This window comes from Agromyces sp. NPDC056389, assembly GCF_042262385.1.
In the GTDB taxonomy this organism is placed as follows: domain Bacteria; phylum Actinomycetota; class Actinomycetes; order Actinomycetales; family Microbacteriaceae; genus Agromyces.
On the sequence record NZ_JBHJPN010000003.1, the window covers coordinates 205016 to 231680 of the forward strand.

At 70.6% G+C, this 26665-nt stretch carries 24 protein-coding genes; 13 read left to right on the top strand and 11 right to left on the bottom strand.

Annotated features, from left to right (window positions below; translation table 11 throughout):
• Positions 1-67: 67 nt before the first annotated feature.
• Both ACFCVM_RS17035 and ACFCVM_RS17040 read right to left on the bottom strand, forming a co-directional pair.
• Entirely contained in the window at positions 68-1552 is a 1485-nt protein-coding gene (locus tag ACFCVM_RS17035) for a helix-turn-helix domain-containing protein (protein ID WP_375837894.1), read from the bottom strand.
• Positions 1553-1712: 160 nt separating this feature from the next.
• Positions 1713-2267: a cysteine hydrolase family protein gene (locus tag ACFCVM_RS17040; protein ID WP_375837895.1), complete on the bottom strand. Its 555-nt coding sequence runs from the start codon at positions 2265-2267 to the stop codon at positions 1713-1715.
• 102 nt (positions 2268-2369) lie between these two features.
• Between ACFCVM_RS17040 and ACFCVM_RS17045 the strand changes: the two genes are divergently transcribed.
• Together ACFCVM_RS17045 and ACFCVM_RS17050 are read left to right on the top strand one after the other, a co-directional pair.
• A complete protein-coding gene (locus ACFCVM_RS17045) occupies positions 2370-3206 on the top strand; it encodes a dienelactone hydrolase family protein (protein WP_375837897.1) in 837 nt (278 codons plus the stop codon).
• Between the two features lie 108 nt (positions 3207-3314).
• Positions 3315-3797, top strand: a complete 483-nt coding sequence (locus ACFCVM_RS17050; RefSeq protein ID WP_375837898.1) for a hypothetical protein — start codon at positions 3315-3317, stop codon at positions 3795-3797.
• A 68-nt stretch (positions 3798-3865) separates the two neighbouring features.
• Here ACFCVM_RS17050 and ACFCVM_RS17055 read toward each other — a convergent pair whose 3' ends face one another.
• From ACFCVM_RS17055 to ACFCVM_RS17070, 4 genes are read right to left on the bottom strand one after another with little or no spacing between them, the layout of a single operon-like run.
• The gene (locus ACFCVM_RS17055; RefSeq protein WP_375837900.1) at positions 3866-4741 is read right to left on the bottom strand and encodes an ABC transporter permease; all 876 of its coding nucleotides are present in this window, start codon (positions 4739-4741) and stop codon (positions 3866-3868) included.
• Complete coding sequence (locus ACFCVM_RS17060; RefSeq protein ID WP_375837901.1) at positions 4738-5670, bottom strand: ABC transporter permease; 933 nt, start codon at positions 5668-5670, stop codon at positions 4738-4740. Before ACFCVM_RS17060 ends, ACFCVM_RS17055 begins: the two co-directional genes overlap by 4 nt.
• Positions 5663-6838 (bottom strand): spermidine/putrescine ABC transporter substrate-binding protein, encoded by a 1176-nt coding sequence (locus tag ACFCVM_RS17065; protein WP_375837902.1) that lies wholly within the window; start codon positions 6836-6838, stop codon positions 5663-5665. The genes ACFCVM_RS17060 and ACFCVM_RS17065 overlap by 8 nt, the downstream gene beginning before the upstream one ends.
• Before the next feature lie 15 nt (positions 6839-6853).
• Positions 6854-8029, bottom strand: coding sequence for an ABC transporter ATP-binding protein (locus ACFCVM_RS17070; protein ID WP_375837904.1), 1176 nt, complete (start codon positions 8027-8029; stop codon positions 6854-6856).
• Between the two features lie 421 nt (positions 8030-8450).
• On the opposite strand from ACFCVM_RS17070, the gene aceA reads away from it, so the two are divergent.
• The 3 genes from aceA (at position 8451) to ACFCVM_RS17085 (ending at position 12271) form a co-directional block, all read left to right on the top strand.
• Positions 8451-9773, top strand: a complete 1323-nt coding sequence (gene aceA, locus ACFCVM_RS17075; RefSeq protein ID WP_375837905.1) for an isocitrate lyase — start codon at positions 8451-8453, stop codon at positions 9771-9773.
• Between the two features lie 37 nt (positions 9774-9810).
• Complete coding sequence (gene aceB / locus ACFCVM_RS17080) at positions 9811-11505, top strand: malate synthase A (RefSeq protein ID WP_375837906.1); 1695 nt, start codon at positions 9811-9813, stop codon at positions 11503-11505.
• 163 nt (positions 11506-11668) lie between these two features.
• A complete protein-coding gene (locus ACFCVM_RS17085; RefSeq protein ID WP_375837907.1) occupies positions 11669-12271 on the top strand; it encodes a GNAT family N-acetyltransferase in 603 nt (200 codons plus the stop codon).
• Positions 12272-12312: 41 nt separating this feature from the next.
• On the opposite strand, the gene ACFCVM_RS17090 is transcribed toward ACFCVM_RS17085, so the two are convergent.
• Complete coding sequence (locus ACFCVM_RS17090) at positions 12313-13704, bottom strand: MFS transporter (RefSeq protein WP_375837909.1); 1392 nt, start codon at positions 13702-13704, stop codon at positions 12313-12315.
• Between the two features lie 68 nt (positions 13705-13772).
• Here ACFCVM_RS17090 and ACFCVM_RS17095 point away from each other — a divergent pair, with 68 nt between their 5' ends.
• Entirely contained in the window at positions 13773-14720 is a 948-nt protein-coding gene (locus tag ACFCVM_RS17095) for a DUF5937 family protein (RefSeq protein ID WP_375837911.1), read from the top strand.
• A gap of 4 nt (positions 14721-14724) precedes the next feature.
• On the opposite strand, the gene ACFCVM_RS17100 is transcribed toward ACFCVM_RS17095, so the two are convergent.
• Complete coding sequence (locus ACFCVM_RS17100) at positions 14725-15687, bottom strand: NADP-dependent oxidoreductase (RefSeq protein WP_375837913.1); 963 nt, start codon at positions 15685-15687, stop codon at positions 14725-14727.
• A gap of 101 nt (positions 15688-15788) precedes the next feature.
• Here ACFCVM_RS17100 and ACFCVM_RS17105 point away from each other — a divergent pair, with 101 nt between their 5' ends.
• Together ACFCVM_RS17105 and ACFCVM_RS17110 are read left to right on the top strand one after the other, a co-directional pair.
• On the top strand, positions 15789-16451 hold the full coding sequence (locus ACFCVM_RS17105) for a Pr6Pr family membrane protein (RefSeq protein WP_375837914.1): 663 nt from the start codon (positions 15789-15791) through the stop codon (positions 16449-16451).
• Between the two features lie 13 nt (positions 16452-16464).
• A complete protein-coding gene (locus tag ACFCVM_RS17110; RefSeq protein WP_375837916.1) occupies positions 16465-17376 on the top strand; it encodes a capsular polysaccharide synthesis protein in 912 nt (303 codons plus the stop codon).
• A gap of 15 nt (positions 17377-17391) precedes the next feature.
• On the opposite strand, the gene ACFCVM_RS17115 is transcribed toward ACFCVM_RS17110, so the two are convergent.
• The 3 genes from ACFCVM_RS17115 to ACFCVM_RS17125 all read right to left on the bottom strand — a co-directional run bounded on the left by ACFCVM_RS17115 (position 17392) and on the right by ACFCVM_RS17125 (position 20244).
• Positions 17392-18192, bottom strand: a complete 801-nt coding sequence (locus ACFCVM_RS17115; protein ID WP_375837917.1) for an alpha/beta fold hydrolase — start codon at positions 18190-18192, stop codon at positions 17392-17394.
• An 82-nt stretch (positions 18193-18274) separates the two neighbouring features.
• Positions 18275-18994 carry a YqaJ viral recombinase family protein gene (locus tag ACFCVM_RS17120; RefSeq protein WP_375837919.1) on the bottom strand — a complete coding sequence of 240 codons (720 nt, stop codon included), beginning with the start codon at positions 18992-18994 and terminating at the stop codon, positions 18275-18277.
• 62 nt (positions 18995-19056) lie between these two features.
• The gene (locus ACFCVM_RS17125) at positions 19057-20244 is read right to left on the bottom strand and encodes an ROK family protein (protein WP_375837921.1); all 1188 of its coding nucleotides are present in this window, start codon (positions 20242-20244) and stop codon (positions 19057-19059) included.
• Positions 20245-20360: 116 nt separating this feature from the next.
• Here ACFCVM_RS17125 and ACFCVM_RS17130 point away from each other — a divergent pair, with 116 nt between their 5' ends.
• The 5 genes from ACFCVM_RS17130 to ACFCVM_RS17150 are packed head-to-tail and all read left to right on the top strand — an operon-like array spanning position 20361 to position 26521.
• Positions 20361-21467 (top strand): Gfo/Idh/MocA family protein, encoded by a 1107-nt coding sequence (locus ACFCVM_RS17130; RefSeq protein WP_375837923.1) that lies wholly within the window; start codon positions 20361-20363, stop codon positions 21465-21467.
• Positions 21464-23050: a sugar ABC transporter ATP-binding protein gene (locus ACFCVM_RS17135; protein WP_375837925.1), complete on the top strand. Its 1587-nt coding sequence runs from the start codon at positions 21464-21466 to the stop codon at positions 23048-23050. The genes ACFCVM_RS17130 and ACFCVM_RS17135 overlap by 4 nt, the downstream gene beginning before the upstream one ends.
• Positions 23047-24129, top strand: coding sequence for an ABC transporter permease (locus ACFCVM_RS17140; protein ID WP_375837926.1), 1083 nt, complete (start codon positions 23047-23049; stop codon positions 24127-24129). The genes ACFCVM_RS17135 and ACFCVM_RS17140 overlap by 4 nt, the downstream gene beginning before the upstream one ends.
• Positions 24126-25316 carry an ABC transporter permease gene (locus tag ACFCVM_RS17145; protein WP_375837928.1) on the top strand — a complete coding sequence of 397 codons (1191 nt, stop codon included), beginning with the start codon at positions 24126-24128 and terminating at the stop codon, positions 25314-25316. Before ACFCVM_RS17140 ends, ACFCVM_RS17145 begins: the two co-directional genes overlap by 4 nt.
• Positions 25316-26521: a substrate-binding domain-containing protein gene (locus ACFCVM_RS17150; protein WP_375837929.1), complete on the top strand. Its 1206-nt coding sequence runs from the start codon at positions 25316-25318 to the stop codon at positions 26519-26521. The genes ACFCVM_RS17145 and ACFCVM_RS17150 overlap by 1 nt, the downstream gene beginning before the upstream one ends.
• Positions 26522-26665 lie beyond the last annotated feature (144 nt).

Sequence of the window (26665 nt, forward strand, 5' to 3'; positions counted from 1 at the left end):
CGGCCGGACACGGTGGCCGGACTCCCGGCGGGGCGTCGGCACCGTGCGCGATGCCGAGGGCGATCGCTCAGCTCGGCGAGTGGGCCTCGAGGAACTGGTACACCTCGGTCTGGTCGACGCCGGGGAAGGTGCCGGTCGGCAGGGCGGCGAGCAACGACGTCGGGGTGCGGGCGGCGGGCCACGAGGCATCCGCCCACCGATCGGCGAGCCCGGTGGGTGCCTGGCAGCAGGCGGGGTCGGGGCATCGCGAAACCGCACGATGCGGTGTCTCGCGCCCGCGGAACCACTTCACGTGCTCGAAGGGCACGCCGACCGAGACCGAGTACTCGCCCTCCTTGGCCTTCTCGATGCGCGAAGTGCACCAGAAGGTGCCCGCCGGCGTGTCGGTGTACTGGTACCAGGGGCTGAAGCGGTCCTCGACGTCGAAGACCGTGCGTGCCGTCCAGTTCCGGCACATCGTCGTGCCCTCGATCGCGCCGAGCGCGTCGGACGGGAAGCGCACGCGGTCGTTCTCGTAGGCCTTGATGATCGTGCCCGACTCGTGCACCTTCGTGAAGTGCACCGGGATGCCGAGCCGCGCCGTCGCGAGGTTCGTGAACCGGTGCGCGGCCGTCTCGTACGAGACGGCGAACGCGTCGCGCAGCTCCTCCATCGAGATGCGGCGCAGGTTCTTCGCCTCGGTGAGGAAGCGCACGGCGGCCTGCTCGGGCAGCAGGATCGCGGCCGTCAGGTAGTTCGTCTCGATGCGCTGGCGGAGGAAGTCGGCGTAGCCGGCCGGCTCCTCGTGGCCGAGCAGGTGGCTCGCGAGCGCCTGCAGGATCGGCGAGCGGGAGTCGCGCGACGGCGACTGCTGGGTCGGCAGGTAGATGCGGCCGTTGCGCTTGTCGGTCACCGAGCGGGTGGAGTGGGGCAGGTCGCCCACGTAGTGCAGGGAGTAGCCGAGGTGACTCGCCATGTCGGCCACGAGCTGGTGCGACACCGGTCCGCCGGTGTGGCCGACGGCTTCGAGCAGCTCGGCGGCCTTCGCCTCGAGCTCGGGGTAGAAGTTGTCGCGGGCGCGCATCTCGGCGCGCAGCTCGGCGTTGGCTCGACGCGCCTCCTCGGGCGTCGCGGCGCGTTCGCGGTGCAGGCGGTCGATCTCGTTGTGCAGGCTCAGGATCGTCTGCAGGGTCTGGTCGTTCATGCCCTTCGCGACGCGGAACGACGGCAGCCCGAGCGCCGCGAACACGGGCCCCCGCTGGGCGCGTTCGACGGCGATCTCGAGGGCGGCGCGCTCCGAAGGGGCATCCGCTCGCAGCAGTTCGTCGACGCTCGTGCCGAGTGCGAGGGCGATCGTGCGCAGCATCGAAAGCCGGGGTTCGCGCTTGCCGTTCTCGATCGCGGAGACCTGGCTCGGTGCCCGGTCGATCGCGGCGGCGAGCTCGCCGAGGGTCATCCCGCGGGCGGTGCGACGATCGCGGATGCGGCGACCGAGCGTGAGCGCGTCGACCTCGTCGGCGCTCGACTCTGCGAGGTCGGGGGAGGGGTTCGCGCTGCGATCCGCGGTGATCATGCCTTCGATGGTGACACGCGACAGCCGATGCCACAAACGGAAGAATTGCCAGAGTTCTGTACGCAGCTCGCGTACGGCGCCGAACAGGCGAGGTTCAGTGGGTGTCGCGTGGGAAATCCTGCCGTTCTGCGCGACGTCGCGGCATGGTCGTCGGGAGGGCTCAGCTGCCCGCGAGGAGTTCGTCGGTCGAGACGACCTCGGCGTAGCTGTCGCCGAGCGCCGCCATGAACGAGGCGTGCACCTGCGCGGCGGGCACCGCGGTGCCGCCGAAGCTCAGGTCGGGAGCTGCGCACGCATCGTGGGCGACCGTCACGGAGTACCCGGCATCCGCGGCGGCGCGCACGGTCGCGTCGACGCACATGCTCGACATCATGCCGACGATCACGACGCCGTCGACATCGGCCCCGGCCTCGCGGAGTCGTGCGTCGAGGTCGGTGCCGAGGAAGGCGTTCGGCTGCGCCTTGACCACGACGGGTTCGCCGCCGGCCGGGGCGACGAGCGGGTGGATCTCGACGCCGTGCGTGCCGGGTGCGAAGAACTCGGCATCGGGGGCATCCCAGACGTGCTGCACGTGCACGACGGGCTGGCCGTCCTCGCGATGCGAGGCGAGCAGGCGTGCGGCATTGGCAGCGGCCGCATCGGGGCCGACGAGCGGGTGCGCGCCGCCTGCGAAGTAGTCGTTCTGAATGTCGATGATGACGAGCGTCCGGGTCACGCGAGTCACGCTAGCCCATTCGCCGGTGGAGCGGGCGTTCCTCTGTCGCCGCACGCGGCTCCGGATCTATGCTGGCCGCATCCCGACCGAGCGGAGCAGCAGATGACCGACATCGACGCGGTGCCTGCACTCAGCCGATGGCGGCGGACGATGGTCTCGGACGGAACCCTCGCGGTCGAATGCCTCGAGCGCGGCGACGGTCCGGGCGTCATCCTGCTGCCCGAGATCCCCGGCATCATGCCCGGCACGATCGCGCTCGGCGACCTGCTCGTCGAGCACGGGTTCACCGTGGTCATGCCGTCGCTCTTCGGGACGCCGGGTCGCCGGCCGGGCACGCTCGGGCAGGCCGCGGCGGTCGCGAAGCTCTGCGTCATGGCGGAGTTCCGCGCGTTCTCGCTCGACCTCAGGGGGCAGGTCACCGACTTCCTCCGGCTCGTGGCGCGCGAGCTCGCCGCGCGAACGCCCGGGAGAGGGGTCGGCATCGTCGGCATGTGCTTCACCGGCGGGTTCGCGATCGCGACCGCGGTGACGACCGACGACATCCTGGCCACCGTGGTCAGCCAGCCCGCGGCCCCGTTCCCCGTGAGCCCCTCGAGGGCGCGCAGCATCGGCGTGCCGGGGAAGGTCCTCGACCGCTACGGATCCTCGCGCAGCGAATCGGCGCCGTGCGTGCTCGGGCTCCGCTTCACACGGGATCGCGCGTCGGGTGACGCGAGGCTCGCCACCCTCGAGCGCCACCTGGGTCGTGCTGCGAGGATCGTGCGCATCCCCTCGGGGTCCGACAGCCTCGACGGCACGCCGGCGGGGGCTCACTCGGTGCTCACCGGGGGTGTGCGCGAAGACCCGCCGAACCGCGCATTCGAGGAGCGCGAGCTGATGTTCGGGTTCCTCCGCGAGCGGCTCGCACCCGTCGAGGCATCCGACGACCGTCAGCGCTGACCTCTCCCGGACACCACGATGGGGAGCGCTCCCCATCGCGAGGGGTCGCGGTGACTGGTTTGATGTCCCGGGGTCGGATCGACCCGAATCCGAAGGGGAACCACACACATGACGTCAACACGCCTGATCGCCGCCGGCTCGCTCGCCGTGCTCGCCCTGCTCTTCACGGGCTGCGCAGCCACGGGCACCGCTGCCGACGAGAACACCAAGGGCGAAAGCTCGGCTGAGACCACGAAGCCCGAGCCCGAGGCCGAGGCGGGTCAGACGAAGGACGAGGCATGCGAGATCGTCAAGACCAGCATGGAGGAGCTCACTGGCCTGGCGACCGTCGACATGAGCGACGCCGCCTCAGCACTCGCCGCCTTCGAATCGGTCAAGACCTCGCTCACCGAGGCCTCGGGCCAGATCTCGAACGAAGAGGTCTCGCCGGTCGCTGTGGGCGCGGCCGACGCCGTGACCGCCTACTCCGAGCTCATCACCGCCATCACCACCGACCCGGCCAGCGTCGACATGACGAAGATCAGCGAGCAGGCCGCGGCGCTGCAGACGTCCATGACCGACCTGGTCGGCGTCTGCTCGACGATCGGCTAGTCGCGCACGAGCGTCACCGACACGACAGGGGCGGGAGCTGTGCTCCCGCCCCTGTTCCGTGTGCGACGCTAGTTGCCGGCCATGGTGCGGGCGATGTCGGCGGCGGAGTCGCCGGCGCGACGGAGCACGTACGCGACGAGGCCGAGCGCGATGAGCGTGAGCACCAGCATGATCGTCGAGACGGCCGCGATCTCGGGTCGGAGGCCGCTGCGGAGGGCGCTCAGGACGTACACCGGCCATGGCGTCGACCCCGAGACCGAGACGAACGCGGCGATGACCGTGTTGTCGAGGCTGAGCGTGAACGACAGCAGGAAGCCGGCGAGCACCGCGGGCATCGCGAGCGGCAGGGTGACCTTGCGGAATGTGCGGGTCGGTGTCGCGTAGAGGTCGGCCGACGCCTCTTCGAGCTGCGCCTCCTGGCCGACGAGTCGCGCTCGCACGAGATACGAGACGACCGTGATCGAGAACAGCGAGTGGCCGATCACGAGGCGCACGATGCCGTCGTTGAAGATCGCCATGCCGAGGTCCTGGCCGAGGAAGACCATCCACGGCAGCAGGGCGACGGCGTCGACGATCTCGGGCGTGACCGAGACGAGCAGCAGCAGTCCCATGAACCACCACACCCACTTGCCCGGATGCCGCGCCATCGCGATGCCCGCGAGCGTGCCGAGCACCGTCGCGGCAAGTGCCGCGATGAATCCCGTCTGCACCGAGATCCAGACCGCGTCCTGGATCGCGGGCTTCGCGAGCAGCGCGAGGAACGAATCGAACCCGAAGTGGTCCCACGAGACCAGCAGCCGCCCCACGTTGAACGAGGAGACGATGATGACCGCGATCGGGGCGAACAGGAAGACCAGCACCAGGACGCCCCACACGTTGAACGCGACATCCGACCATGCCGTGCGCGGCCGCCGAACCTGTCGCTGCGCCTCTCGAGCACTCATGCCGCGACCTCCTCGTGAATCGGAGCGGAAGCGGGCGCCGGCGCCGTCGCCGGTGCACCGATGACGAGCCGGTGGCTCGCCCTGATCGGCCAGGTGGCGAGCCACACGACGGCCGCGCCGATCGCGACCGTGAGCATGATCACGATGATCAGCACGACGGCCATCGCCGAGCCGAGCGCCCAGTTCTGCGCGGTCTGGAATTGGCTCGCGACGAGCTGGCCGACCATGTTCCCCTTCGCACCGCCGAGCACCGTCGCGGTGATGTAGTCGCCCATGAGCGGAATGTAGACGAGCAGTACGCCGGCGATGATGCCGGGCTGGGCGAGCGGCAGGGTGATGCGGAAGAAGGTCGTCCACTTGCCGGCGCCGAGGTCCTTCGACGCTTCGCGGAGCGGGCCGTTGACCCGATCGAATGCCACGAACAGCGGCAGGATCATGAGCGGCAGGTAGTTGTAGACGACGCCGAGGAGCACCGCGCCGCGGGTGTTGAGGATCGCGAGCGGCTCGAAGCCGATGCTCTGCAGCGCCGTCGAGATCCACCCCTCGGGCGAGAGGATGACCTGCCAGCCGATCGTGCGCACCAGGAAGTTCGTCCAGAACGGCACCATCACGAGGGCGACGAGGAGTCCGCGACGGGACGGCGGCGCCTTCACGGCCATCCAGTACGCGACCGGCAGCCCGATCAGGAAGCAGAGCAGCGTGCCGACGACGCCGACCCAGAGCGTGTTCTGGAACGTCGAGAAGAAGGTCGGGCTGAAGACCTCGGCGTAGCGGTCGAACGACAGCCGGTCGGTGGCCTGGGTGGCGAAGATGCTCGGCTTGTAGCCGAAGCTGAACCACACGACCATCGCGACGGGCGCGACGAAGAAGATCGCGAGCCACGCCCATGCGGGCGCGGCGAGGAGGAATCCGGGGAGTCGTCTACGCACCAGCCGCCGCCTTCGTCGTGTTCCAGATCTGCACGATGCGCTCCTGCGCCTCGGTCAGCTCGCCTTCGTGCATGGTCGCGAGCTGCTCGGGGGTGAAGAAGACGAGGTCGAGCATCGGCAGTCCGGCATCTGCCGCCACCTGTGCGATGTCCTTCGCGCCGGTGTCGTAGCCGATGTAGTCGAGCTCGGCGAGCGCGTTCTCGGGTGCGAGCACGTAGTCGATGAACGCGTGCGCGGCCTCGGGGTTCGGTGCACCCGCCGCGATCGCCCAGTTGTCCATCCACAGCTCGGTGGCCGGCGAACCGAGCACGAACTTCCAGCGCTCGGGGTCGGGGCTCTCGAGCATGCCGAGTCGGGCGTCGCCGTTGTACGACTGCATGAGCATCTGCGTCGCCTGGGGGATTGCGCTGCCGCCGGGGTACGAATCGAATGCCGAGATGTGCGGCGCGAGCTCGTCGACGAGGAACGCCTCGGCGGCGTCGAGGTCGGCCGCGTCGGTCGTGTTCCACGGGATGCCGTTCGCCCAGAAGTACAGCCCGGTGAGTTCTGCGGGGTCGTCGAGGAGGGAGGTCTTGCCGCTCGCCTCGTTCATCGCCGCGTCGATGAAGTCGTTCCAGTCCTTCAGCTCGCGGTCGAAGGCGGTGACGTCGTAGACGAAGCCGGTCGTGCCCCAGGCCTTGCAGATCGAGTACTCGTTGCGGGGATCCCAGGTGCGGCCGAGGAACGCCGGGTCGACGTGCTGCAGGTTCGGGATCAGGTCGTGGTCGAGCTTCGACAGCAGCCCGTGCTCGGCCATCTGCGCGACGAAGGTGCCGGTCGGCACGACGATGTCGTAGCCGCTCGTGCCGCGCGCACCGACGAGCTTGGCCACCATCTCCTCGTTGGAGTTGAAGGCGCTCAGCGAGATCTTCGGGCCGAGGTCGGCGGTGAAGGCGTCGAGCACGTCGGGGGCGTCGTAGTCGCCCCACGTGTAGATCGAGAGCTCGGCCTCGAGGGGGCCGCCCGAGGCCTGGGCGGAGGTGGGCGACCCGCCGGGGGCGCACGCCGAGAGCAGCCCGGCCGAGCTCGCCGCGGCGGCGAAGCTCAGGAAGCGGCGCCGCGAGAGCTCGCGGCGGATGGTCTTGGCCGCGCCGACGGGCGCGAGGATGCGGATCTCTTCGGAGGACATCGTGACTCCTCGGGCTCAGACGGTCGGCGGAGCGACGTAGCCGCTCGCGCTCGCCGCATCGTCGGCCGGGAAGAGGAGCACGCTCTCGGCGCGCCACGAGCAGACGACCGCGTCGCCGATGGCCAGCTGCGGCGCCTCGGGAGAGGGGCGGCGCGCGATGAGGCTCTGGTCGTCGCCGAGCTGCACGAGGTACTGCATCGTCTCGCCGAGGTGCGAGACGCCGATCAGGGTGCCGCGAGCGGTGTTCGCCGCCCCGGATGCATCGGCCGCGGCATCCGCTTCGATGCCCACGAACTCGGGACGCACCGCGGCGAGGCCGGCGGCGCCGTCGGGAAGTGCGGCGGCGGCGGCGCGCACGAGGGCGTGGGCCGAGTCGACGGCGGCGCCGCCCTCGACGACCGTGCCGCTGAAGAAGTTCTGCTGACCCACGAAGGCGGCGACGTAGGCCGAGGCGGGTCGGGCGTAGACCGTGTCGGCATCCGCGAGCTGCTCGATGCGGCCGCCGCGCATGATCGCGATGCGGTCGCTCATCGAGAGCGCCTCGCCCTGGTCGTGGGTGACGAAGACGAAGGTGATGCCGAGGCGCGACTGCAGGAGCTTCAGCTCGAGCTGCATCTCCTCTCGCAGCTGCCGGTCGAGCGCGCCGAGCGGCTCGTCGAGGAGCAGCACCGATGGGCGGTTGACGAGGGCGCGGGCGAGCGCCACGCGCTGCTGCTGGCCGCCGGAGAGCTGGGTCGGCTTGCGGTCGGCGAAGCCGCGCATCTGGGCGAGGTCGAGTGCGTCGACGACCCGCTCGCGGATCTCGGACTTCGGGGTGCGCTTCTGCTGCAGCCCGTAGGCCACGTTCTCGGCCACCGACATGTGCGGGAAGAGCGCGTACGCCTGGAACACGGTGTTGACGTCGCGGCGATACGGCGGCACGCCGAGCAGGGACCGGCCCGAGACGCGGATGTCGCCGGCATCGGGCTCCTCGAAGCCCGCGATCATGCGAAGGGTCGTGGTCTTGCCGCAGCCCGACGGGCCGAGCAGCGAGATGAACTCTCCGGCCTCGATCGTGAGCGAGAGCCGGTCGACCGCCGTCGAATCGCCGTAGCGCTTGGTGACGGCGTCGATGACGACCGTCCCGGGAGCCTCTGCATCGGGCGACGCGGTGGTGGTCGCCTCCGCCTCGGTGGTCGTTGCCGTCGTCACTGCTGGCACCTCTCTGTTCACCCGCGCGCCATCGCGCAGGAGGCCCATTCAATCCGTCCGAACAGGCGCGCGCAATGCGAGCGAGGGTGAACGGGACAAACCATCGGGCGGGCGACGACCGCCCGACAGTCCGTCTGGACTTTCCCCTCTGCTCCAGCTGCGCGTCGAGTCGAGGGAGTGGGAGGTTCGAGGGAGCAGGGGGCAGGGAGCAGGGAGTGCGAGTGGGGATCGAGGGGAGCGAGCACGTGAGCGCTCGAACTTTCTGAGGCGCAGAAGAACCTCGAAAGTTCACCCCCGGAATCGTCGAGCGGACCCCTCCGAGCGAGCGCAGAGTGGATGCACAGCCACCCCGACGGCGCCGAAGCAGACGCCGAACGGAGCACCACGAAGCATCCGCCCGCTGCACCGAAGGAGCAACACCATGAGCACCAACCGCCCCGGCGACCAGACCCAGACCGCAGCCGAGCTGCAGCTCGAGTGGGACGCGAACCCGCGGTGGGATGACATCAGCCGCGATTACACCGCCGAAGACGTCATCGCCCTCCGCGGCCCCGTCCGCGAGGAGCGCACGCTCGCCAAGCGCGGCGCCGAGAAGCTCTGGCAGGACATCCAGCAGAACACGGGAACGGCGTTCGCCCCGCAGGAGGACCCGCAGTGGTCGGCCGCGCTCGGGGCGCTCACCGGCAACCAGGCCGTGCAGCAGGTGCGCGCGGGTCTGAAGGCGATCTACCTGAGCGGCTGGCAGGTCGCGGCCGACGCGAACCTCAGCGGCCAGACGTACCCAGACCAGTCGCTCTACCCCGCGAACTCGGTGCCGGCCGTCGTGCGCCGCATCAACAACGCGCTGCTGCGAGCAGGCCAGATCGAACAGGGCACCGACGACCGCGACTGGATGGCCCCCATCGTCGCTGACGCCGAGGCCGGCTTCGGCGGCCCGCTGAACGCCTACGAGCTCATGCACCAGATGATCGAGGCCGGTGCGGCCGGCGTGCACTGGGAGGACCAGCTCGCGAGCGAGAAGAAGTGCGGCCACATGGGCGGCAAGGTGCTCGTGCCCACGTCGCAGCACATCCGCACGATCAACGCCGCACGCCTGGCAGCGGATGTCGCCGGCGTGCCGTCGATCATCATCGCTCGCACCGACGCCCTCGCGGCGACCCTGCTCACGAGCGACCACGACGACCGCGACAAGCAGTTCGTCACGGGCGAGCGCACCGCCGAGGGCTTCTACGAGGTGCAGAACGGCATCGAGCCGGTGATCGCGCGCGGCCTCGCCTACGCCGAGTACGCCGACCTGCTCTGGGTCGAGTCGGCCGAGCCCGACCTCGACCTGGCGCGCCGCTTCGCCGAGGCCGTGCACGCGAAGTTCCCGGGCAAGCGCCTCTCGTACAACTGCTCGCCGAGCTTCAACTGGAAGCGCCACCTCGACGACGACCAGATCGCGAAGTTCCAGCGCGAGCTCGCGTCGATGGGCTACGCGTTCCAGTTCATCACCCTTGCGGGCTTCCACTCCCTGAACCACGGCATGTTCACGCTCGCGAAGGACTACAGCGAGCGCCACATGTCGGCATACGTCGAGCTCCAGGAGGCGGAATTCGCCTCGGAGGCATCCGGCTACACCGCCACGCGCCACCAGCGCGAGGTGGGCACCGGCTACTTCGACCAGATCGCCACCGCGCTGAACCCCAACAGCGCAACCCTCGCCCTCGTCGGATCGACCGAGGAAGAACAGTTCAACCACTGACCCGTTCACGGGCTACGAACTCAGAGGAGCAACGACCATGAACACCACACCCAGCATGACGCTCGAACGAGGGCGAACGGATGCCGCATCCGCTCGCCGTCCCGCATCGAAGCCGGCCACCGGCAGCTTCCAGACCGTCGAACCGCGCATCGAGGTCACGGCGCCGCTCGGAGAGCGGTACGACGAGATCCTGACGCCCGACGCGCTCACCTTCCTCGCGGAGCTGCACGACCGTTTCGCCGGTACCCGGCACGAACTGCTCGCGGTGCGCCTGCAGACCCGGGTCGACGCGGCGAACGGCCGCGACCCGAAGTTCCTGCCCGAGACCGAGTCGATCAGGAACGACGCCGACTGGCGCGTCGCCGGGGCCGGCCCCGGCCTCGAGGACCGCCGCGTCGAGATCACCGGCCCGACCGACCGCAAGATGGCCATCAACGCGCTGAACTCGGGTGCGAAGGTGTGGCTCGCCGACCAGGAGGACGCCACGAGCCCCACCTGGGCGAATGTCATCGAGGGCCAGCTGAGCCTCTTCGACGCGCTGCGCGACCGCCTCGAGTACACCAGCCCCGAAGGCAAGCAGTACCGCGTCACGGCCGAGCAGACGCCGACGATCGTGATGCGTCCGCGCGGCTGGCACCTCGTCGAGAAGCACCTGAAGTTCCACGACCGCGCGGGGCGCGCGATGCACGCCTCGGGTTCGCTCGTCGACTTCGGGCTCTACTTCTTCCACAACGCGCAGGCGCTCATCGCAGCCGGCCGCGGGCCGTACTTCTACCTGCCGAAGCTCGAGTCGCACCGCGAGGCGAAGCTCTGGAACGACATCTTCGTCTTCGCGCAGAACCGGCTCGGCATCCCGCAGGGCACGGTGCGCGCGACGGTGCTCATCGAGACGATCCAGGCCGCGTTCCAGATGGACGAGATCCTCTACGAACTGCGCGACCACTGCGCCGGCCTGAACGCCGGACGGTGGGACTACATCTTCTCGATCGTGAAGACGTTCCGGTCGCGCGGTCGCCGCTGGGTCATGCCCGACCGCAAGGCGATCACGATGACGGTGCCGTTCATGCGGGCGTACACCGAACTCCTCGTCGCCACGTGCCACAAGCGCGGGGCGCACGCCATCGGAGGCATGAGCGCGTTCATCCCGAACCGTCGCGACCCCGAGGTGACCGAGCGCGCGCTCGCCGCGGTCACGGCCGACAAGCGCCGCGAGGCCGGCGACGGATTCGACGGCACGTGGGTGGCGCACCCCGATCTGATCCCCACCGCGCGAGCGGAGTTCGACGCCGTGCTCGGCGACCGGCCCAACCAGGTCGACCGTCTCCGGGATGACGTGCACGTGACGGCCGCCGAGCTGCTCGACATCCCGTCGATCTGCGGCGAGGTCACCGAGGACGGCGTGCGGGGCAACATCTCGATCGCGATCCGCTACATCGAGTCGTGGCTGCGCGGCACCGGCGCCGCCGCGATCGACAACCTCATGGAGGACGCGGCGACGGCCGAGATCTCGCGCTCGCAGATCTGGCAGTGGCTGAACGAGAACACGATCACGGCCGAGGGCACGCGCATCGACCAGACCTCGATCGTGCGGCTCATGGCGGAGGCCGTCGCCGCGTTGCCGCGCTTCGAGGGCGACCGCTTCGACGACGCCATCTCGGTGTTCCGCAGCGTCGCACTCGAGCCGGAGTTCCCGACCTTCCTCACCGTCGGCGCCTACGCGCGCTTCCTCTGAGGGGGAGTACGTCGTGCCGCCCCGACGGGCGACTGCGTCGTACTGAACTTCCTCTGAGACAGGGCCCGAAGGGGTCGCCACGACCGCATCCGGTGATCCCGGAGGTGCCTCGGTCGGGGCGGCCCCTTCGTCGCGCGCACGCCGTCTGCCAGAATCGGTGCTCGTGACCCAGTCGACGACCTCAACCGTTCGCATCCGACCGGCGACGATGACGGATGCCGCAGCGCTCTCGTCGCTCGCCGCCGCGACGTTCCCGCTCGCGTGCCCGCCGCACACGACGCCCGAGGCGATCGCCGACTTCATCGCGCGGAACTTCGGCGTCGATCATTTCGAGGGCTACCTCGCCGATCCCGAGCGGATCCTGCTCGTGGCGGAGCCGGCAGCCGTGGCGGCGGCCGGTGCCGTCGACGCGGACGACGAGCACCGCCTTCTCGGCTACACGATGCTCGTCGGCGGCGAACCGGCCGACGCCGACGCCGCGCGCGCGGTCGCGGCCCGACCGGCGATCGAGTTCAGCAAGGTCTACGTGCTCGCCGGCTCGCACGGAACGGGCACCGGCGCCGCCCTCATGCTGGCCTCGCTCGACGCGGCGCGCGCGGCCGGGGCGGCGACGGCGTGGCTCGGCGTCAACGAGGAGAACTCCCGGGCGATCGCGTTCTACGAGCGCCACGGGTTCGCGAAGGTCGGCGACAAGCACTTCGTGGTCGGCGGCCGGGTCGAGGACGACTGGGTCATGGAGCATCCGCTCGTCGTGCCGACCCCGTAGCCCGGCGGCGCTTCCCGCGGACGCGATCGGTCGATGCGGCGCTATGCCGCCGCGGTCGCTCCCGTTGCCGCGGTGGCCGCCGTGCGCGCCGCCCGGCGTGCGAGCCACCAGGTGCCGAGCCCTGAGGCGAGGAAGATCGCGGCGAGCACGACCCAGCCCGAGAAGCCGTGCGAGATCGCGGTCGCGTTGACGACGAGCGGGGCGGCGAGCGCGCCGACCGTGTAGCCCATGCCGAACACGCCCTGGTAGCTGCCGGCCTGCACGGGGTCGGCGAGCTCGAAGCTGAGGCCCCAGCCACCGGCCTGCGAGAGCACCTCGGCGAAGGCGTGCACGATCGCGGCGGCGACGAGCACGGTGATGGCGAAGCCGATCGGGAGCCCCGCCGCCGAGGCGTACACGAGGCACGCGGCAGCCATGAGCCAGGCCGCGATGCCCGACACCCGTGCCGCGACGCGAAGGTCGTGGGTGCCGCGCGAGAGCGGCACCTGGAAGATCACGACGATCACGGTGTTGAGGATGAGCAGTGCCGCGACGACCGCTTCGGGCGCCGTGGTCTCCCGGGCGATCCAGAGCGGCACGCCGAGCTCGGCGACGCCGAACTGCATGCCGAACACGGCGCTGAGCGCGGTGAGCACGAGGTAGCGGGGGTCGCGCCACGGCGAGTGCCGACGCCAGGCCCGCTTCTCGGCAGCTGCCGCCTCGGCGCTCGCCTCGGCGTCGACGGAGCCGGTCTCGGTCGTCACGGGAGCCGCACGCCTCCGCGCCGGAGCATCGACCGTCGACGGCAGCCGCACGAGCTGGATGAGGCCGAGCAGGTAGAGCACGCCGGCGCCCGCGATGAGCACGCGGTAGGCCTCGGCCGTGCCGATCGCGAGGGCGAGGGCGCCGAATCCCGAGCCGACGGCGATGGCGACGTTCGTGACGGCGCGGAGCACGGCGCGGGCGTGCACCCGGCTCTCGCCGGTGAAGGCCCGGGCGATGATCGCCGAGCGGGTCGAGTTGGCACCCTGCTCGAACAGGCCGCAGACGACGGCGATCACGAGCGCCGTGACGAAGTCGCCCGCGAAGACGTAGGCGATGAGGGCGACGCCCTCGATGGTCGTGAAGAGGATGATGAGGCGCTTGGAGCTGTACCGGTCGGCGAGCCAGCCGCCGCCGAGGGCTGCGATCACGCCCGCCGCGCTGGCAGCCGAGAGCACGATCGCGACCTCGTGCGGCGCGAGACCGACGATGAAGGTGAAGTAGAGCACCGTCACGGTGAGGAAGATGCCACGGCCGACGCGCGAGATCATGGTCGCGCCGACGAGGATGCGCAGCACGGGATCCGAGACGGATGCCGCGATGCGGGCGATGAGCGACGGCTTGCCCGGGTGCTCGGGGCCGATCGTCGGCACGGTTCCGGTGTCAGGTGTCGCGGGGGAGGTAGGGCTCACTCGTACAGTTCTCCCAGATCGATCTGGCGCGTGAAATTGATGTAGCGTTTCGCTACATGTTGCGATACGTGCTGAATGAAGGCGATGTCGCGGCCGTGCGGTTCGGCATCTCCCCGCTGTGCGAGCTCGGCCTGTCGCTGCGAGCGATCGACGACCCGGCGCGGTTTCCGCTGCAGTTGCCGTGGCTGCGTCGGACCGAGGCGGCTCGGGCCGACCTGGACGTCGAGGCGCTCGACGGTCTCATCGACGATCGGCTCTGGACCCCCGACTTCCTGAACCCCCGCCCCGAGTCGCCGCTCACTCGGCTCGACGACGAGTTCGAGCAACTGCTCGCGACCCCGGCCGAGACGTTCATCGGCGACCTCGTCGCGGTGCACGGTCACGTGCCCGCCGTGTTCGAAGGGTCGCCCCGGGTCGCCGTCCGTCGTATCGTGCGCGCGCTGCAGGAGCTCTGGGACGCCTCGTTCGCGCCGTACTGGCCGCGAATGCGCGCCGTGCTCGAGGCGGACGTCGTGCATCGCGGCCGCCAGATCGCGCAGAGCGGCCTCTCGACGATGTTGAACGGCATCTCGTCGACGGTCGACTACGAGGGCGGCATCGTCTCGGTGCGGCTGCGCGACCCGGCCGATCGGGTGCAGCCGATCGACGGACTCGGGCTCACCCTCGTGCCGACGATGTTCACGCGCCGCGGATCGGCGCCGGTCGGAGACGGGCCGCCGATGATCATGTACCCGGCGCGGGGTCAGGGCGCGCTCTGGGAGAACGAGCGCGTCGCGAACCCGGCCGCGGTCGCCGCGATCCTCGGCGAGACGCGGGCGAGCCTCCTCTCCGCGCTCGGCGACCCCGCCTCGTCGACCGAGCTGGGCGTGCGCTTCGGGGTCACGCCGTCAGCCGTCAACCAGCATCTGCGTGTGCTCCGTGATGCCGGGCTGCTCGTGTCGACGAGGTACGGCCACAGCGTGCTCTACCTCAGGAGCGAGCTCGGCAGCGCACTCCTCGACGCGCGTGCGGGCTGAGGGGTCACGCCGGGTCGGGGATGACCCGCAGCACGATCTTGCCGCGCACGTGCCCGGCCTCGAGCAGGCGGTGCGCCGCCGCGCCGTCCTCGAGCGGGAACTCGCGCTCCACGTGCACGCGTACGGCGCCGTCGTCGATCAGGCGCGTGATCACCGAGAGGGTCCGGGCGTCGGGTGCGACGGTGTAGCCGGTCGAGCGGATGCCCCGTGCCGCAGCCTCCTCGGCCATGGTCGGCCAGGCGCCCGTGGGCACGGTCACGATCAGCCCGCCCTGGCGGAGCGAATCGAGCGAGCGGGTGCCCGTGGCATCCGTCACGTTGCCGATCAGGTCGATGACGACGTCCTGGTCGGTCGCGACCTCCTCGAACCGCTCGGCCGTGTAGTCGATGACGCGCCTGGCGCCGAGGTCGCGCAGGAAGTCGGCGTTGCTCGCGGAGCACGTGGTCGTGACGACCGCGCCGAAATACGCGGCGAACTGCACCGCGAAATGGCCGACGCCGCCCGCTCCGGCATGGATCAGCACGCGCTGCCCGTCGTGGACCCGTGCCGTGTCGACGACCGCACCCCATGCGGTGAGGGCGGCGAGCGGCACCGCGGCCGCCTCGGCGAACGAGAGCGTCGCGGGCATGCGGGTGAGGCTCATCGAGCTCACCGAGATGAGTTCGGCGTAGCTGCCGCCGAGTCTCGGCACCCGCCCCATGCCGTAGACCCGGTCGCCGGGCTGGAGCGGATGCGCCGAGTAGGGCACCGACTCGACGACTCCGGCGAAGTCGCCACCGAGCACCGCGGGGTACGAGGGGATTGCTCGGGAGACTCCGCGCCCCGACCGGGTCTTCGCATCGATCGGGTTCACGCCGGCCGCGACGACCCGCACGACGACCTCGTCGCTGATGCGGATGGGGTCGGGCACTTCGGCGATGTGGAGCTCATCGGCTCCGCCCGTCTGATCGATCACCAATGCCCGCATCGACACACCCTCCCGAGATTGCACTTCGCACCGTACCCGTCCTCGCTATGATCGCACCGACCGCCGAGTCTCCGGTGGCGAGCACACCACGGGGAGAGCGCATGCGGACCGTCTGGGGCATCATCAGGATCGCGGCGGCCGCCGGCATCATCACCGCGATCGTCGCCCAGTTCGCGACGAGCCTGTCGATGCTGCCGAATCCGGGCCTGTTCGTCATCAACTTCCTGAGCTTCTTCACGATCCTCTCGAATGCGCTCTCGGCGATCGTGCTGCTGATCGGCGCCTGGTACGCCGTCCGCGGAGCGGACGATCCCGACTGGTACAACCTCACCCGGGCCTCGGTCGTGACCTACATGGCGACGACGTTCGTCGTCTACAACCTGCTGCTGCGCGACATCTCGCTCGACCAGGCGACGACCCTGCCGTGGTCGAACGAGATCCTCCACGTCTGGGCTCCGCTCTACGTCGTGCTCGATTGGGTGCTCGCACCCGGTCGCCGACCGATCGCGTGGAAGCGCATCTGGACCATCGCGATCGTGCCGATCGTCTGGGTGGTCTACACGATGATCCGCGGCGCGGTCATCGGCTGGTACCCGTACCCGTTCCTCGACCCCGCCATCGAGCCGGGCGTCGGCTACGACGGGGTCACGGTCTACGTGATCGCGATCGCCTCCTTCATCCTGCTCGTCGGCGCGGGCATCCTCGGCATCAGCCGAGCCGGCTGGCCGTACCGCGCCGTCTCCGAGGAGGCCGCGCCGGCGTGAGCCGGGGCGAGCGATGACGGGCGTCTCGAACGGCGACGCGACCGATCCGCTCGGTCGACTCCGCGTGCAGTTGCGCCGCGCGCAGGAGTACTTCGCCCCGACGATCGATCCGGCGGCATCCGCTCGCGCCGCGTTCGAGGCGCGCGCGTTCGTCGAGTCGCATCTCGCCGACCTCCAGGCGCAGGCTGACGCGGCACTCGACCGCACCGTGGTGCTCGATGGCGAACCGCTCCCGGTCTGGAGCTACTGGGACGGCCCCGAGGCGAGCGCGCCGGCGCTCGTGCGGGCCTGCCTCGCCCAGTTGCGGCGCGTGCACCCCGAGGCGCGCGTGCTCGACGCAGAGACCGTCTCCGAGTTCGTGCGGCTTCCCGCGGTCATCGAGGAGCGGCTGGCGCACCGACCGGCGCAGCGCTCCGACCTCATCCGCGTGTCGCTGCTCGAACGGCACGGCGGCATCTGGGTCGATGCGACGGCGTTCGTGCCCGAGCCGCTGACGCCGAAGGTCGAGCCGCTGCTCGATGCCGGTTCGTTCTACCTCCGCTGGGCGGCCAACGAGATCTCGAACTGGTTCATCGTCGCGCGGCCGGGCAACCGGCTCATCGCCCTGCAGCGCGCCGCACTCGAGGCCTGGTGGCGCGAGCGCGACGAACTGCCCGACTACTTCCTGTACCACCGGCTGTTCACGGCGATCGTCTCGCTCGACGCAGGAGCCCGGCGCATCGCTCGCGCGATGCCGAGGCGCAGCACCGTTCCGAGCCACCTGCTCCAGCTCGCGATGCTGCGACCGTACGACGCCGACGAGGTCGCCCTCATCCTGGGCGCGGCACTCGTGCAGAAGCTCAGCTACAAGTACGACCCCGACGCGGTGCCTGCCGGGTCCATCCTCGACCGGCTGCTCGCGGGCCAACTCCAGCCGCGGCGCTGAGCTCCGAGGGCCGGGTCAGGCGCGCGTGTGCTGGAGCCAGCGCGCGGTGCCCTCGCGCAGCAGCGCCGTCTGCACCGGCAGCCCGTCGTCACGCGCGGGCAGCTCGACGAGGGGCGCCTTGAGGCCGGCGGCCCACCGCTCGGCGAGGGCGTACGGATGCACGGGGTCGCGCGGCGCCCCGATGACGAGCGAGCGGATGCCGCGGGGCTCGAGCTCAGCGAGCTCGGCGTCGTCGCGGAACGCGCGGTTGCGCGGGATCTCGACGAGCCGCATCGCCCGGCGCGCGGCGTCGGGGGCCATGAACTGCGTCAGCAGGCCGCGGCCGGCAGCGGGCGACGCGGCCACGACGTGCTGGAAGATCGCCCGCTCGCGGAACTCGTCGGCGCCCGCAGGGCCGGCGTCGGCGAGGATCTGGCCGATGACCGGGAAGACGCGCAGGTTGTCGGGGAGCGACCGGTCGCTGAACGACGGCCGCACGAACACCGCGCGTTCGATGGGCAGGAGGTCGTCGAGCGCGATGCGGAGTGCGAGCGCGGCGCCGAGCGAGATGCCAACGATCGTGAGCGGAGCGGATGCCTCGGGCGACGGCCCGCCCGCATCGTCGATCGCCTCCCGCACCGCTGCGGCGACCTCCACCGCGAGCCGGTCGAAGCCGAAGTCGGCCGGGTCGCCGACGCTGAGGAACCCGCCGTGTGCGCGGATGTCGGGCGCGACGATGAGCTCGTCGATGCCGACCGCGGCGTGCACCGCGGGCGTGAACAGGTCGAGCGGCTGGCGTCGGTCGGCGCCGAGGCCGTGCAGGAGAACGGTCGTCATCTGGGGGAACCTCCCGGCAGTGGGGAACGCGGGGGCTGTGCGCGGTCGTGCTGATGGTGCATCGTGCGACGGGGCTCTGGCATCACGTGCGTCGTCCGCCGAGCTCGGCGATGAGCTCGTCGGCCAGCCTCACGAGGATCGCGATCTGGTCGTCGTCGCGATCGACCCAACGGTACTCGGGCTCGTCGCGAATGGGAACGAAATCGTCGTGCTGCTCCCACACCACGAGCGTGCGCTCGGCGCCGAGCACGTACTGCTGCCACCACACCTGGCGGAGGTAGCCGCGGGGGATGCCGCGCCAGGCGCGAGAGGTCGTCTTGATCTCGCAGAGTTCGAGCACGCCGGTGGACGTCACCCGCAGGCCGTCGGGCGTGGCGAGGTGGCGTCGCTCGTGCTCGGCGTGGAAGAGCAGGCTCGACGGCTCGATGTCGTGCGTGCGGCGCGCCCACTCGGCGATGACGGGCTCGCGCTCCTTGCCGTGATCGGTGTAGCGGCTGCCGCCGAACGAGCTGCCGTTGCGCTTCTCCCATGCCGCGGAGCGCACCGAGGCGAAGGAGGCGAGCTTCGCGGCATCCGTCGCGGTGATGCCGCGGGAGCGGGCCCTGAGCCAGGCGACCCGGTCGCTCGAATCGGCGACGACACGCGAATGGCACGGATGCCGCGGGCGCTCGTCGACCGCGACGGCCGTCGCCGCACCCTCGAGATCGAAGCGGGCGAACGACGGATGCCGCGGGCGCTCGTCGACCGCGACGGCCGTCGCCGCACCCTCGAGATCGAAGAGGGCGAAGGGGGTGTCGGGCACCCCTCGAGCGTACCCCTCCGGCCTGTCAGCGGGCCGAGGCGGGCGCGCGTGTGCGCGGTCGGTCAGCGCGCCGCGAGCGCGTCGATGCCCTCGGGCGAGAGCACGTGGTGGATCGCGAGCATGCTCGCTCCGAGCACCGCGGCGTTCTCGGCGGCGGCCGACTGCACGATCGCGAGGTGCTCGGTCGCGAGCGGCATCGAGCGGGTGTACACGACCTCGCGAACCCCGGCGATGAGGTGCTCACCGGCCCTCGCCATCGAGCCGCCGATCGCGACGACCGACGGGTTGACGAGGCTCACGCAGGCGGTCAGCACCTCGCCGATGTCGCGGCCGGCCTGTCGGACGGCCTGGATCGCATCGATGTCCCCGCGCTTGACGAGTTCGACGACATCGTTGCTCGTGTTCGCCTCGATGCCCTGCTCGCGCAGTGCACGGGCGATCGCCGGGCCCGAGGCGAGGGCCTCGAGGCATCCGCGGTTGCCGCAATGGCAGGGCACGTCGCTGCCGCGCGCGACCCGCACGTGGCCGATGTCGCCGGCGATGCCCTGGGCCCCGCGCTGCAGGAGCCCGCCGGAGATGATGCCCGAGCCGATGCCCGTCGCGACCTTCACGAACATGAGGTGCTCGACCTGCGGCCACGCGAGCGCGCGCTCGCCGAGCGCCATGATGTTGACGTCGTTGTCGACGAGCACGGGCACCTCGAGATGCTGCTGCACCCAGCCCGGCACGTCGAATCGGTCCCATCCGGGCATGATCGGCGGATTGACCGGGCGCCCCGAGGAGTGCTCGACCGGGCCGGGCACGCCGATGCCGATCGCCGCGAGGTCACGGCGATCTCGGCCGAGGCCGTCGATGAGGGCGAGGCCCATCTCGACCATGCGGCCGAGCACGGCCTCTGGGCCCTGCGCGATGTCGAGGTGCTCGCCCTGCTCGGCGAGCACGGTGCCGGTGAGGTCGGTGACGGCGACGGTCGCGTGCGAGGCGCCGAGGTCGGCGGCGAGCACGATCCTCGCGGCGGGGTTCAGTGCGAACTGCGACGGCGGCCTGCCGCCGGTCGAGGCGGCGTCGGCCACCGGGGAGACGAGGCCGAGCTCCATGAGCTCGTCGACGCGGGCGGCGATGGTCGAGCGCGCGAGTCCGGTGCTCGCGGCGAGCGAGGCGCGCGTGCGCGGAGCGCCGTCGCGGAGCAACTGGAAGAGTTCGCTCGCCCCCGAGGCGCCGAGTGCCGAGCCTCGGCTGATGTCGACCATGCACTGAGTAAAGCACACCACCTTCTCTTGTCGCTGAATCTCGAAGATGTAACGACTCCGGCAACTTTTGACGAAGGACTAGCAAAAGGTGCAGGGAGTGTGTCAGCATGGCGACCATGACAACGGACGTCATCGCCCCAGCCCGCACGATACGTGCCGGCTTCGTCGGCGGCGGATTCATGGCCACTGTGCATTCCCGGGCCGCTCGCGCGGCCAGGGCCGAGCTCATGGGCGGTGCTTCCTCCTCCGCCGTGCGAGCTCGTGACGCGGCGCAGCGCCTCGGCTTCGCCACGGCCTTCGATTCGCTCGACGAACTGCTCGCCGATCCCGACATCGACGTCGTGCACGTGTGCACGCCGAACACGACGCACGCGGCGATCGCGCACGCGGCGCTCGAGGCGGGCAAGCACGTGATCTGCGAGAAGCCCCTCGCGACCTCGGCGGCCGACGCCGCGGCGCTCGCGGCGCTCGCCGACGAGCGCGGTCTCGTGGCAGCGGTGCCCTTCGTCTACCGGTTCCACCCGATGGCGCGCGAGGCGCGAGCCCGCGTCGCCCGCGGTGAGACGGGGCGCCTGCTCAGCGTGCAGGGTGCGTACCTGCAGGACTGGCTCGCCGCTCCGCACGACGACGACTGGCGCGTCGACACAGCGCTCGGCGGCCCGTCGCGGGCATTCGCCGACATCGGCTCGCACCTCGTCGACCTGCTCGAGTTCGTCTCGGGCGAGCGCATCGTCCGGCTGAACGCCACGACGCGCACGGTCTACGACGCGCGTGCCAGGCACGACGACATCGCGACCGAAGACCTCGTCGCCGTCGTCGTCGAGCTGGCATCGGGGGCCGTCGGAACCCTGCTCGTGTCGCAGGTCGCCCCCGGGCGGAAGAACGCCCTCTCGATCGAACTCGCCGGTACGGAGGCGAGCGTGCGCTTCGAGCAGGAGCGCCCCGACACCCTGTGGCTCGGCCGCACCGACGCCTCCAGCATCATCGAACGCGACCCGGCGCGGCTCGACGGCGACGCGGCACGGCTGTCGCTCGTGCCCGCGGGGCATCCGATGGGCTATCAGGACGCCTTCAACGCCTTCGTCGCCGACGCCTACGCGGCGATCGGCGGCGCGGCTCCCGAGGGGCTGCCTCGATTCGACGACGGGCTGCGCGCGGTGCGCGTGACCGAGGCCGTGCTCGCGAGCGCCGCGAGCGGCAATTGGGTGGAGGTGGCGGCATGACCGCGGATCAGCCGCAGGCACGAGCCGGCCGCAGCGCAGTACTCGAGGGCGAGCCGGTGCTCGTGGCCACCGGGCTCGAGAAGTCGTTCTTCGGCGTCACCGTGCTGCGCGGGGTCGGGCTCACGCTCCACCCCGGGGAGGTGCACGGCCTCGTCGGCGAGAACGGCGCAGGCAAGTCGACGTTCATGAAGATCCTCGCGGGCGTGTACGAGCGCGACGCCGGCAGCATCACGCTCGGCGGCTCCGAGGTGGCGTTCAACCACCCCGTCGAGGCCGCGCGGGCGGGGCTCGCCACCGTCTTCCAGGAGTTCAACCTCCTGCCCGAGCGCACGGTCGCGCAGAACGTGTTCCTCGGCCGCGAGCCGAAGCGCCGCGGTCTCGTCGACCGGAAGGCGATGCTCGCCGAGACGCGCGCGCTGCTCGCCGACCTCGGCATCGACACGATCGAGGCGGATGCCCCGGTGCGCACGCTCACCGTCGCCGAGCAGCAGATCGTCGAGATCGTGAAGGCGCTCTCGGTCGACGCCCGCGTGATCCAGATGGACGAGCCGACGGCCGCCCTGGCGGACCACGAGGTCGAACTGCTCTACACGATCGTGCGCCGGCTCTCCGAGCGCGGTGTCGCGATCGTCTACGTCTCGCACCGGCTGAAGGAGATCTTCGACCTCTGCGACACGATCACCGTGCTGAAGGACGGCGCGCTCGTCTCGAGCGGACCGGCCGCCGAGCTCGACACCGACGAACTCGTGCGCCGCATGGTCGGCCGCCCGATCTCGGCCTACTTCCCGGCTGCAGAGGAGGGCACGGTCGTGGGGGAGCCGCGACTCGAGCTCCGCGGCGCGGGCAATGCCTACGTCGACGGCGTCGACCTCGAACTGCGGGCGGGCGAGATCGTCGGGGTCGCGGGCCTGCAGGGCTCTGGCCGCACCGAGCTCGTCGAGGCGCTCTTCGGCATCGACCCGTTCACCCGTGGCGAGCTCCGACTCGACGGCCGGCCCGTTCGAATGACCTCGGCGCGGCAGGCTGTGAAGGCGGGCGTCGCCCTCATCACCGAGGACCGCAAGGCCCAGGGCCTCGCCTTGAACCAGTCGGTCGGCGACAACGCGCTGCTCGTCATCCGCTCGGTGTTCGCGCGTCGCACGAAGGAGGCGCGCCGGGAGCTGCCGGGCGTGCTCTCCTCGCTCGAGGTGTCCTCCCGCGGCGTCGACCAGGAGGTGCAGTACCTCTCGGGCGGCAACCAGCAGAAGGTCGTGCTCGCGAAATGGCTCGCCACGAAGCCGCGCGTCGTGCTGCTCGACGAGCCGACGCGGGGCATCGACGTCGGCGCGAAGGTCGCCGTCTACACGCTCATGCGACGGCTCGCGAAGGAAGGGGTCGCCATCCTCATGATCTCCTCGGAACTGCCGGAGGTCATCGGCATGTCGGACCGCATCGTCGTCATGCACGACGGTCGCGCGTCGGCCGAGCTGCCGGCGCGCAGCGACGAGGCCACGATCCTCTCCGCAGCGACCGGCACGCTCAAGGTCGGCGGCTCGAGGGTCGTCGGAACCGCAGACCTCCCCGAAGAGGAGGCCGGACGATGAGCGCCGCGACCGCGACATCCGCTCGCCGCGGGCGCCGTCGCCGCCTCGACGCGAGCCTGATCGTCGGCATCGCGCTCGTGGGCGTCATCATCATCGGCGCGATCCTCGTCGCGAGCGTCGGGCGCAACTTCTTCAGCGCCGGCAACATCCGCGACATCCTCACCGGCATGAGCGTGCTCGGCTTCGTCGCCATCGGCCAGACGCTCGTGATCCTGTGCGCATCGCTCGACCTCTCGGTGCCCTACGTCATCAGCCTCTCGAGCCTCATCGCCGCCGACCTGATGGCGGGCAACCCCGTGAACATCCCGATCGCGGTGCTCGCGGTGCTCGTCGTCGCGGCCCTCATCGGCCTCGCCAACGGCCTGATCGTCACGAAGCTCAAGGTCAACGGCTTCATCGCGACCCTCGGCACCGGGCTGATCATCAAGGGCTACCTCGACACGAACTACAAGGGCACGAGCGGCCAGGTGCCGTGGGAGTTCCAGCTGATCGGGGCGACCGGCGTCGGGCCGGTGCCGGTGTCGACGCTCATCATGCTCGTCGTCGCCCTCGCCGGGGCGTTCTTCCTCGCCCGCACCCGCACCGGCAACCACATGTTCGCCGTCGGCGGCAACGAGCAGGTCGCGCGTCTCTCGGGCATCCGCACGGCGCGCCCCGTCATCGTCGCCCACGTGCTGTGCTCGATCACCGCAGCGCTCGCCGGACTCCTGCTCGCGAGCCGGCTCGGCGTCGGCAGCCCCACGGTCGGCATCCAGGGCGGGTACGACCTGCTCTCGATCGCCGCGGTCGTGCTCGGCGGCACCCTGCTCATGGGTGGCCGGGGCTCGATCTGGGGCACCATCGGCGGCGTCGCGATCTTCGCGGTCGTCGACAACGTCATGAGCGTCATGCAGGTGAACCCGTTCCTGAAGGACGTCGTTCGCGGGGTCGTCATCGTCGCGGCGGTCGCCGTCTACACGAGTCGCTCGCTCGATCGCAGGAGGCCGCGCTTCGGCACCGGGGCCGCAGCGCCCGAAAGGCCGGCGGACCGGAGTGCGCCGCCGCCCGCCGTCGAGCACGAGAAGGAGGCATCCGCATGAGCGCCGTGACCACTGCGCAGCCCACGGCGGGCCAGCGGCTCGCCGGCTTCGCCCGCACGCTCGTGAGCCCCCGGGGCGCCGTCTTCCTGCTCCTCATCGTGCTCCTCGTCGCGATCACCGTGCTGAACCCGTCGTTCGCCGAACCGTCGCAGTTCATCCGCTTCGTGCAGCGCGTCGCGCCCGTCGCGATCGTCGCGATCGGCCAGTACTTCGTGATCGTCGGCGGCGAGTTCGACCTGTCGATGGGCTCCGTCGTCACCGCGCAGGTCGTGATCGCCGGCAACCTCATCGGCCAGGACGAAGCGAAGTCGCTGCCCGTGCTCGTCTTCATGCTCGCGTTCGGTGCGTTCATCGGGCTCGTCAACGGCCTCATCGTCACCCTGCTCAAGGTGCCGAGCTTCATCGCCACCCTCGGCATGATGCTGGCCCTGCTCGGCGCGACCCTCTACTGGACCGGCGGCGCCGCCACCGGCAACCCCGCCGACGGCTTCCGCGAGATCGGCCGCGGCGGCATCAGGGGCCTGCCCGTCATCGAGATCCTGCCGTGGTCGGTCGTGGTGCTGGTGGTCGTGCTCCTCATCGCGGTCTGGTTCGCCCGTCGCCCGTTCGGCCGTACGATCATCGCCCTCGGCGACAACCCGACGACCGCGCGGTACTCCGGCGCACGCAACTGGTGGGTCAAGACGTCGACCTTCGTGATCTCCTCCCTCTCGGCGACCGTCGCGGGCGTGCTCCTCGTCGGATACGCCGGCGTGCACCCGAGCGTCGGTCGCGGCTACGAGTTCACCGCGATCACGGCGGTCGTGCTCGGCGGCGTCGTGCTCGGCGGCGGTCGCGGCTGGGTCGTCGCGGCGGCGGCGGGCGCCTTCGCCCTCGAGGCGCTCTTCACGCTGCTGAACTTCGCCGGGGTGCCGTCGACCTACCGCGACGCGGTGCAGGGCGCGATCATCATCATCGCCGTCGCGTACGCCGCGACCACCGTGCGCGCCCGCCGCAAGGGCCGCGCCCTCGAGGCACCGGTCGCACCGGAGCCCGACTCGCCGAGTCCGGCGACCCAGAACTCGCCGACCTCGGCGACCCAGACTTCGCCGGCACCGGCGGAGGAGCAGGATGCCGCGGCATCCGCTCGCCCTGCACCCATTCCCTCGACGCAGAGGGCTGACAACGAAACCAAGGGAGGTTCGTGATGCGACGCAGGTATGCAGTGGCATCCGCCATGGTCGGCGCTCTCGCGCTGATCGCACTGGCCGGATGTACCACCGATCCCAACGTGGCCGCGCCGTCGGATGACGCCGGAGCCACGGAGGAAGCGGTCGAGTGGTTCGACCAGGAGCTCTACGACAAGCAGTACGCCGAGCGGTCCGTCGTGCCCGAAGGGCCAGAGGGGCAGCCGTGGCTGCAGTACATCAACGCCGAGATGACCGACACGTCGGCGTACGCGGGCACCGGGGCGAAGAAGGCGTGCTTCGCGAACGCCTCGATCTCGAACCCGTGGCGCCAGACGGGCTGGATCACGATGAACCAGCAGTTGCAGGTGCTGCAGGAGGCCGGCGTGATCAGCGAGATGGAGACCCGCGACGCGCAGGACTCCGATGACACGCAGATCGCCGACATCGACTACTTCATCAACGAAGGCAACTGCGACATCTTCATCATCTCGCCGAACTCCACGGCGGCCATGACCCCGGCCGTCGAGCGTGCGTGCGACACCGGGAAGCCCGTCGTGGTCTTCGACCGCGGCGTGCAGACCGACTGCCCCGTCACGTTCATCCACCCCATCGGCGGATTCGCGTGGGGCATCGACACGGCCGAGTTCCTGATCGAGGAGCTCGAACCGGGATCGAAGGTCGTGGCGCTCCGGATCCTCCCGGGCGTCGACGTGCTCGAACAGCGCTGGGCCGCGGCCGAGAAGCTCTTCTCGGAGAACGACATCGAGGCGGTCGACTACTTCACGGGAGCCGACCCCGCCGAGATCAAGAAGATCATCTCCGACGAGCTCGCAAAGGGCGATGTCGACGGCATCTGGATGGACGCCGGTGACGGCGCCGTCGCCGCCATCGAGGCGTTCGAGGACGCCGGCGTCGACTACCCCGTGATGACGGGCGAAGACGAGATGAGCTTCCTGCGCAAGTGGAAGGAGACGGGGCTCACGGGTCTTGCACCGGTGTACTCCAACTTCCAGTGGCGCACGCCGCTGCTCGCCGCGCAGAAGATCTTCGCGGGCGAGGAGATCCCGAAGGAGTGGGTGCTGCCGCAGTCGCCGATCACCGCTGAAGAGGTCGACCAGTACCTCGAGGCGAACGACGGCATGCCCGACGGCCACTACGCCAAGTTCGGCGGCGAGGACCTGCCGGGCTACCCGCAGATCTGGCAGGAGCGCGTGATCCCGTAAGGGTGAGCGAATGACCGCCTAATCTGGTCGGGGGGGGGCGGGGCCCCCGCGCCGCCCCGCCCCCCCGTAGCCCGCCCCCGCGCCACGTGGCAGCCTTCGCCCGCACAACGGCGGGAACACCGTGGGGTGGGGCGCGCCGCGCGG

What these genes read in the sequence shown, in the direction of transcription:
- ACFCVM_RS17035 (WP_375837894.1), bottom strand. Translation starts at nt 1,552, where the DNA reads ATGATCACCGCGGATCGCAGCGCGAACCCCTCCCCCGACCTCGCAGAG.
- ACFCVM_RS17045 (WP_375837897.1), top strand. Translation starts at nt 2,370, where the DNA reads ATGACCGACATCGACGCGGTGCCTGCACTCAGCCGATGGCGGCGGACG.
- ACFCVM_RS17050 (WP_375837898.1), top strand. Translation starts at nt 3,315, where the DNA reads ATGACGTCAACACGCCTGATCGCCGCCGGCTCGCTCGCCGTGCTCGCC.
- ACFCVM_RS17055 (WP_375837900.1), bottom strand. Translation starts at nt 4,741, where the DNA reads ATGAGTGCTCGAGAGGCGCAGCGACAGGTTCGGCGGCCGCGCACGGCA.
- ACFCVM_RS17065 (WP_375837902.1), bottom strand. Translation starts at nt 6,838, where the DNA reads ATGTCCTCCGAAGAGATCCGCATCCTCGCGCCCGTCGGCGCGGCCAAG.
- aceA (WP_375837905.1), top strand. Translation starts at nt 8,451, where the DNA reads ATGAGCACCAACCGCCCCGGCGACCAGACCCAGACCGCAGCCGAGCTG.
- aceB (WP_375837906.1), top strand. Translation starts at nt 9,811, where the DNA reads ATGAACACCACACCCAGCATGACGCTCGAACGAGGGCGAACGGATGCC.
- ACFCVM_RS17100 (WP_375837913.1), bottom strand. Translation starts at nt 15,687, where the DNA reads ATGCGGGCATTGGTGATCGATCAGACGGGCGGAGCCGATGAGCTCCAC.
- ACFCVM_RS17105 (WP_375837914.1), top strand. Translation starts at nt 15,789, where the DNA reads ATGCGGACCGTCTGGGGCATCATCAGGATCGCGGCGGCCGCCGGCATC.
- ACFCVM_RS17110 (WP_375837916.1), top strand. Translation starts at nt 16,465, where the DNA reads ATGACGGGCGTCTCGAACGGCGACGCGACCGATCCGCTCGGTCGACTC.
- ACFCVM_RS17115 (WP_375837917.1), bottom strand. Translation starts at nt 18,192, where the DNA reads ATGACGACCGTTCTCCTGCACGGCCTCGGCGCCGACCGACGCCAGCCG.
- ACFCVM_RS17125 (WP_375837921.1), bottom strand. Translation starts at nt 20,244, where the DNA reads ATGGTCGACATCAGCCGAGGCTCGGCACTCGGCGCCTCGGGGGCGAGC.
- ACFCVM_RS17130 (WP_375837923.1), top strand. Translation starts at nt 20,361, where the DNA reads ATGACAACGGACGTCATCGCCCCAGCCCGCACGATACGTGCCGGCTTC.
- ACFCVM_RS17135 (WP_375837925.1), top strand. Translation starts at nt 21,464, where the DNA reads ATGACCGCGGATCAGCCGCAGGCACGAGCCGGCCGCAGCGCAGTACTC.
- ACFCVM_RS17140 (WP_375837926.1), top strand. Translation starts at nt 23,047, where the DNA reads ATGAGCGCCGCGACCGCGACATCCGCTCGCCGCGGGCGCCGTCGCCGC.
- ACFCVM_RS17145 (WP_375837928.1), top strand. Translation starts at nt 24,126, where the DNA reads ATGAGCGCCGTGACCACTGCGCAGCCCACGGCGGGCCAGCGGCTCGCC.
- ACFCVM_RS17150 (WP_375837929.1), top strand. Translation starts at nt 25,316, where the DNA reads ATGCGACGCAGGTATGCAGTGGCATCCGCCATGGTCGGCGCTCTCGCG.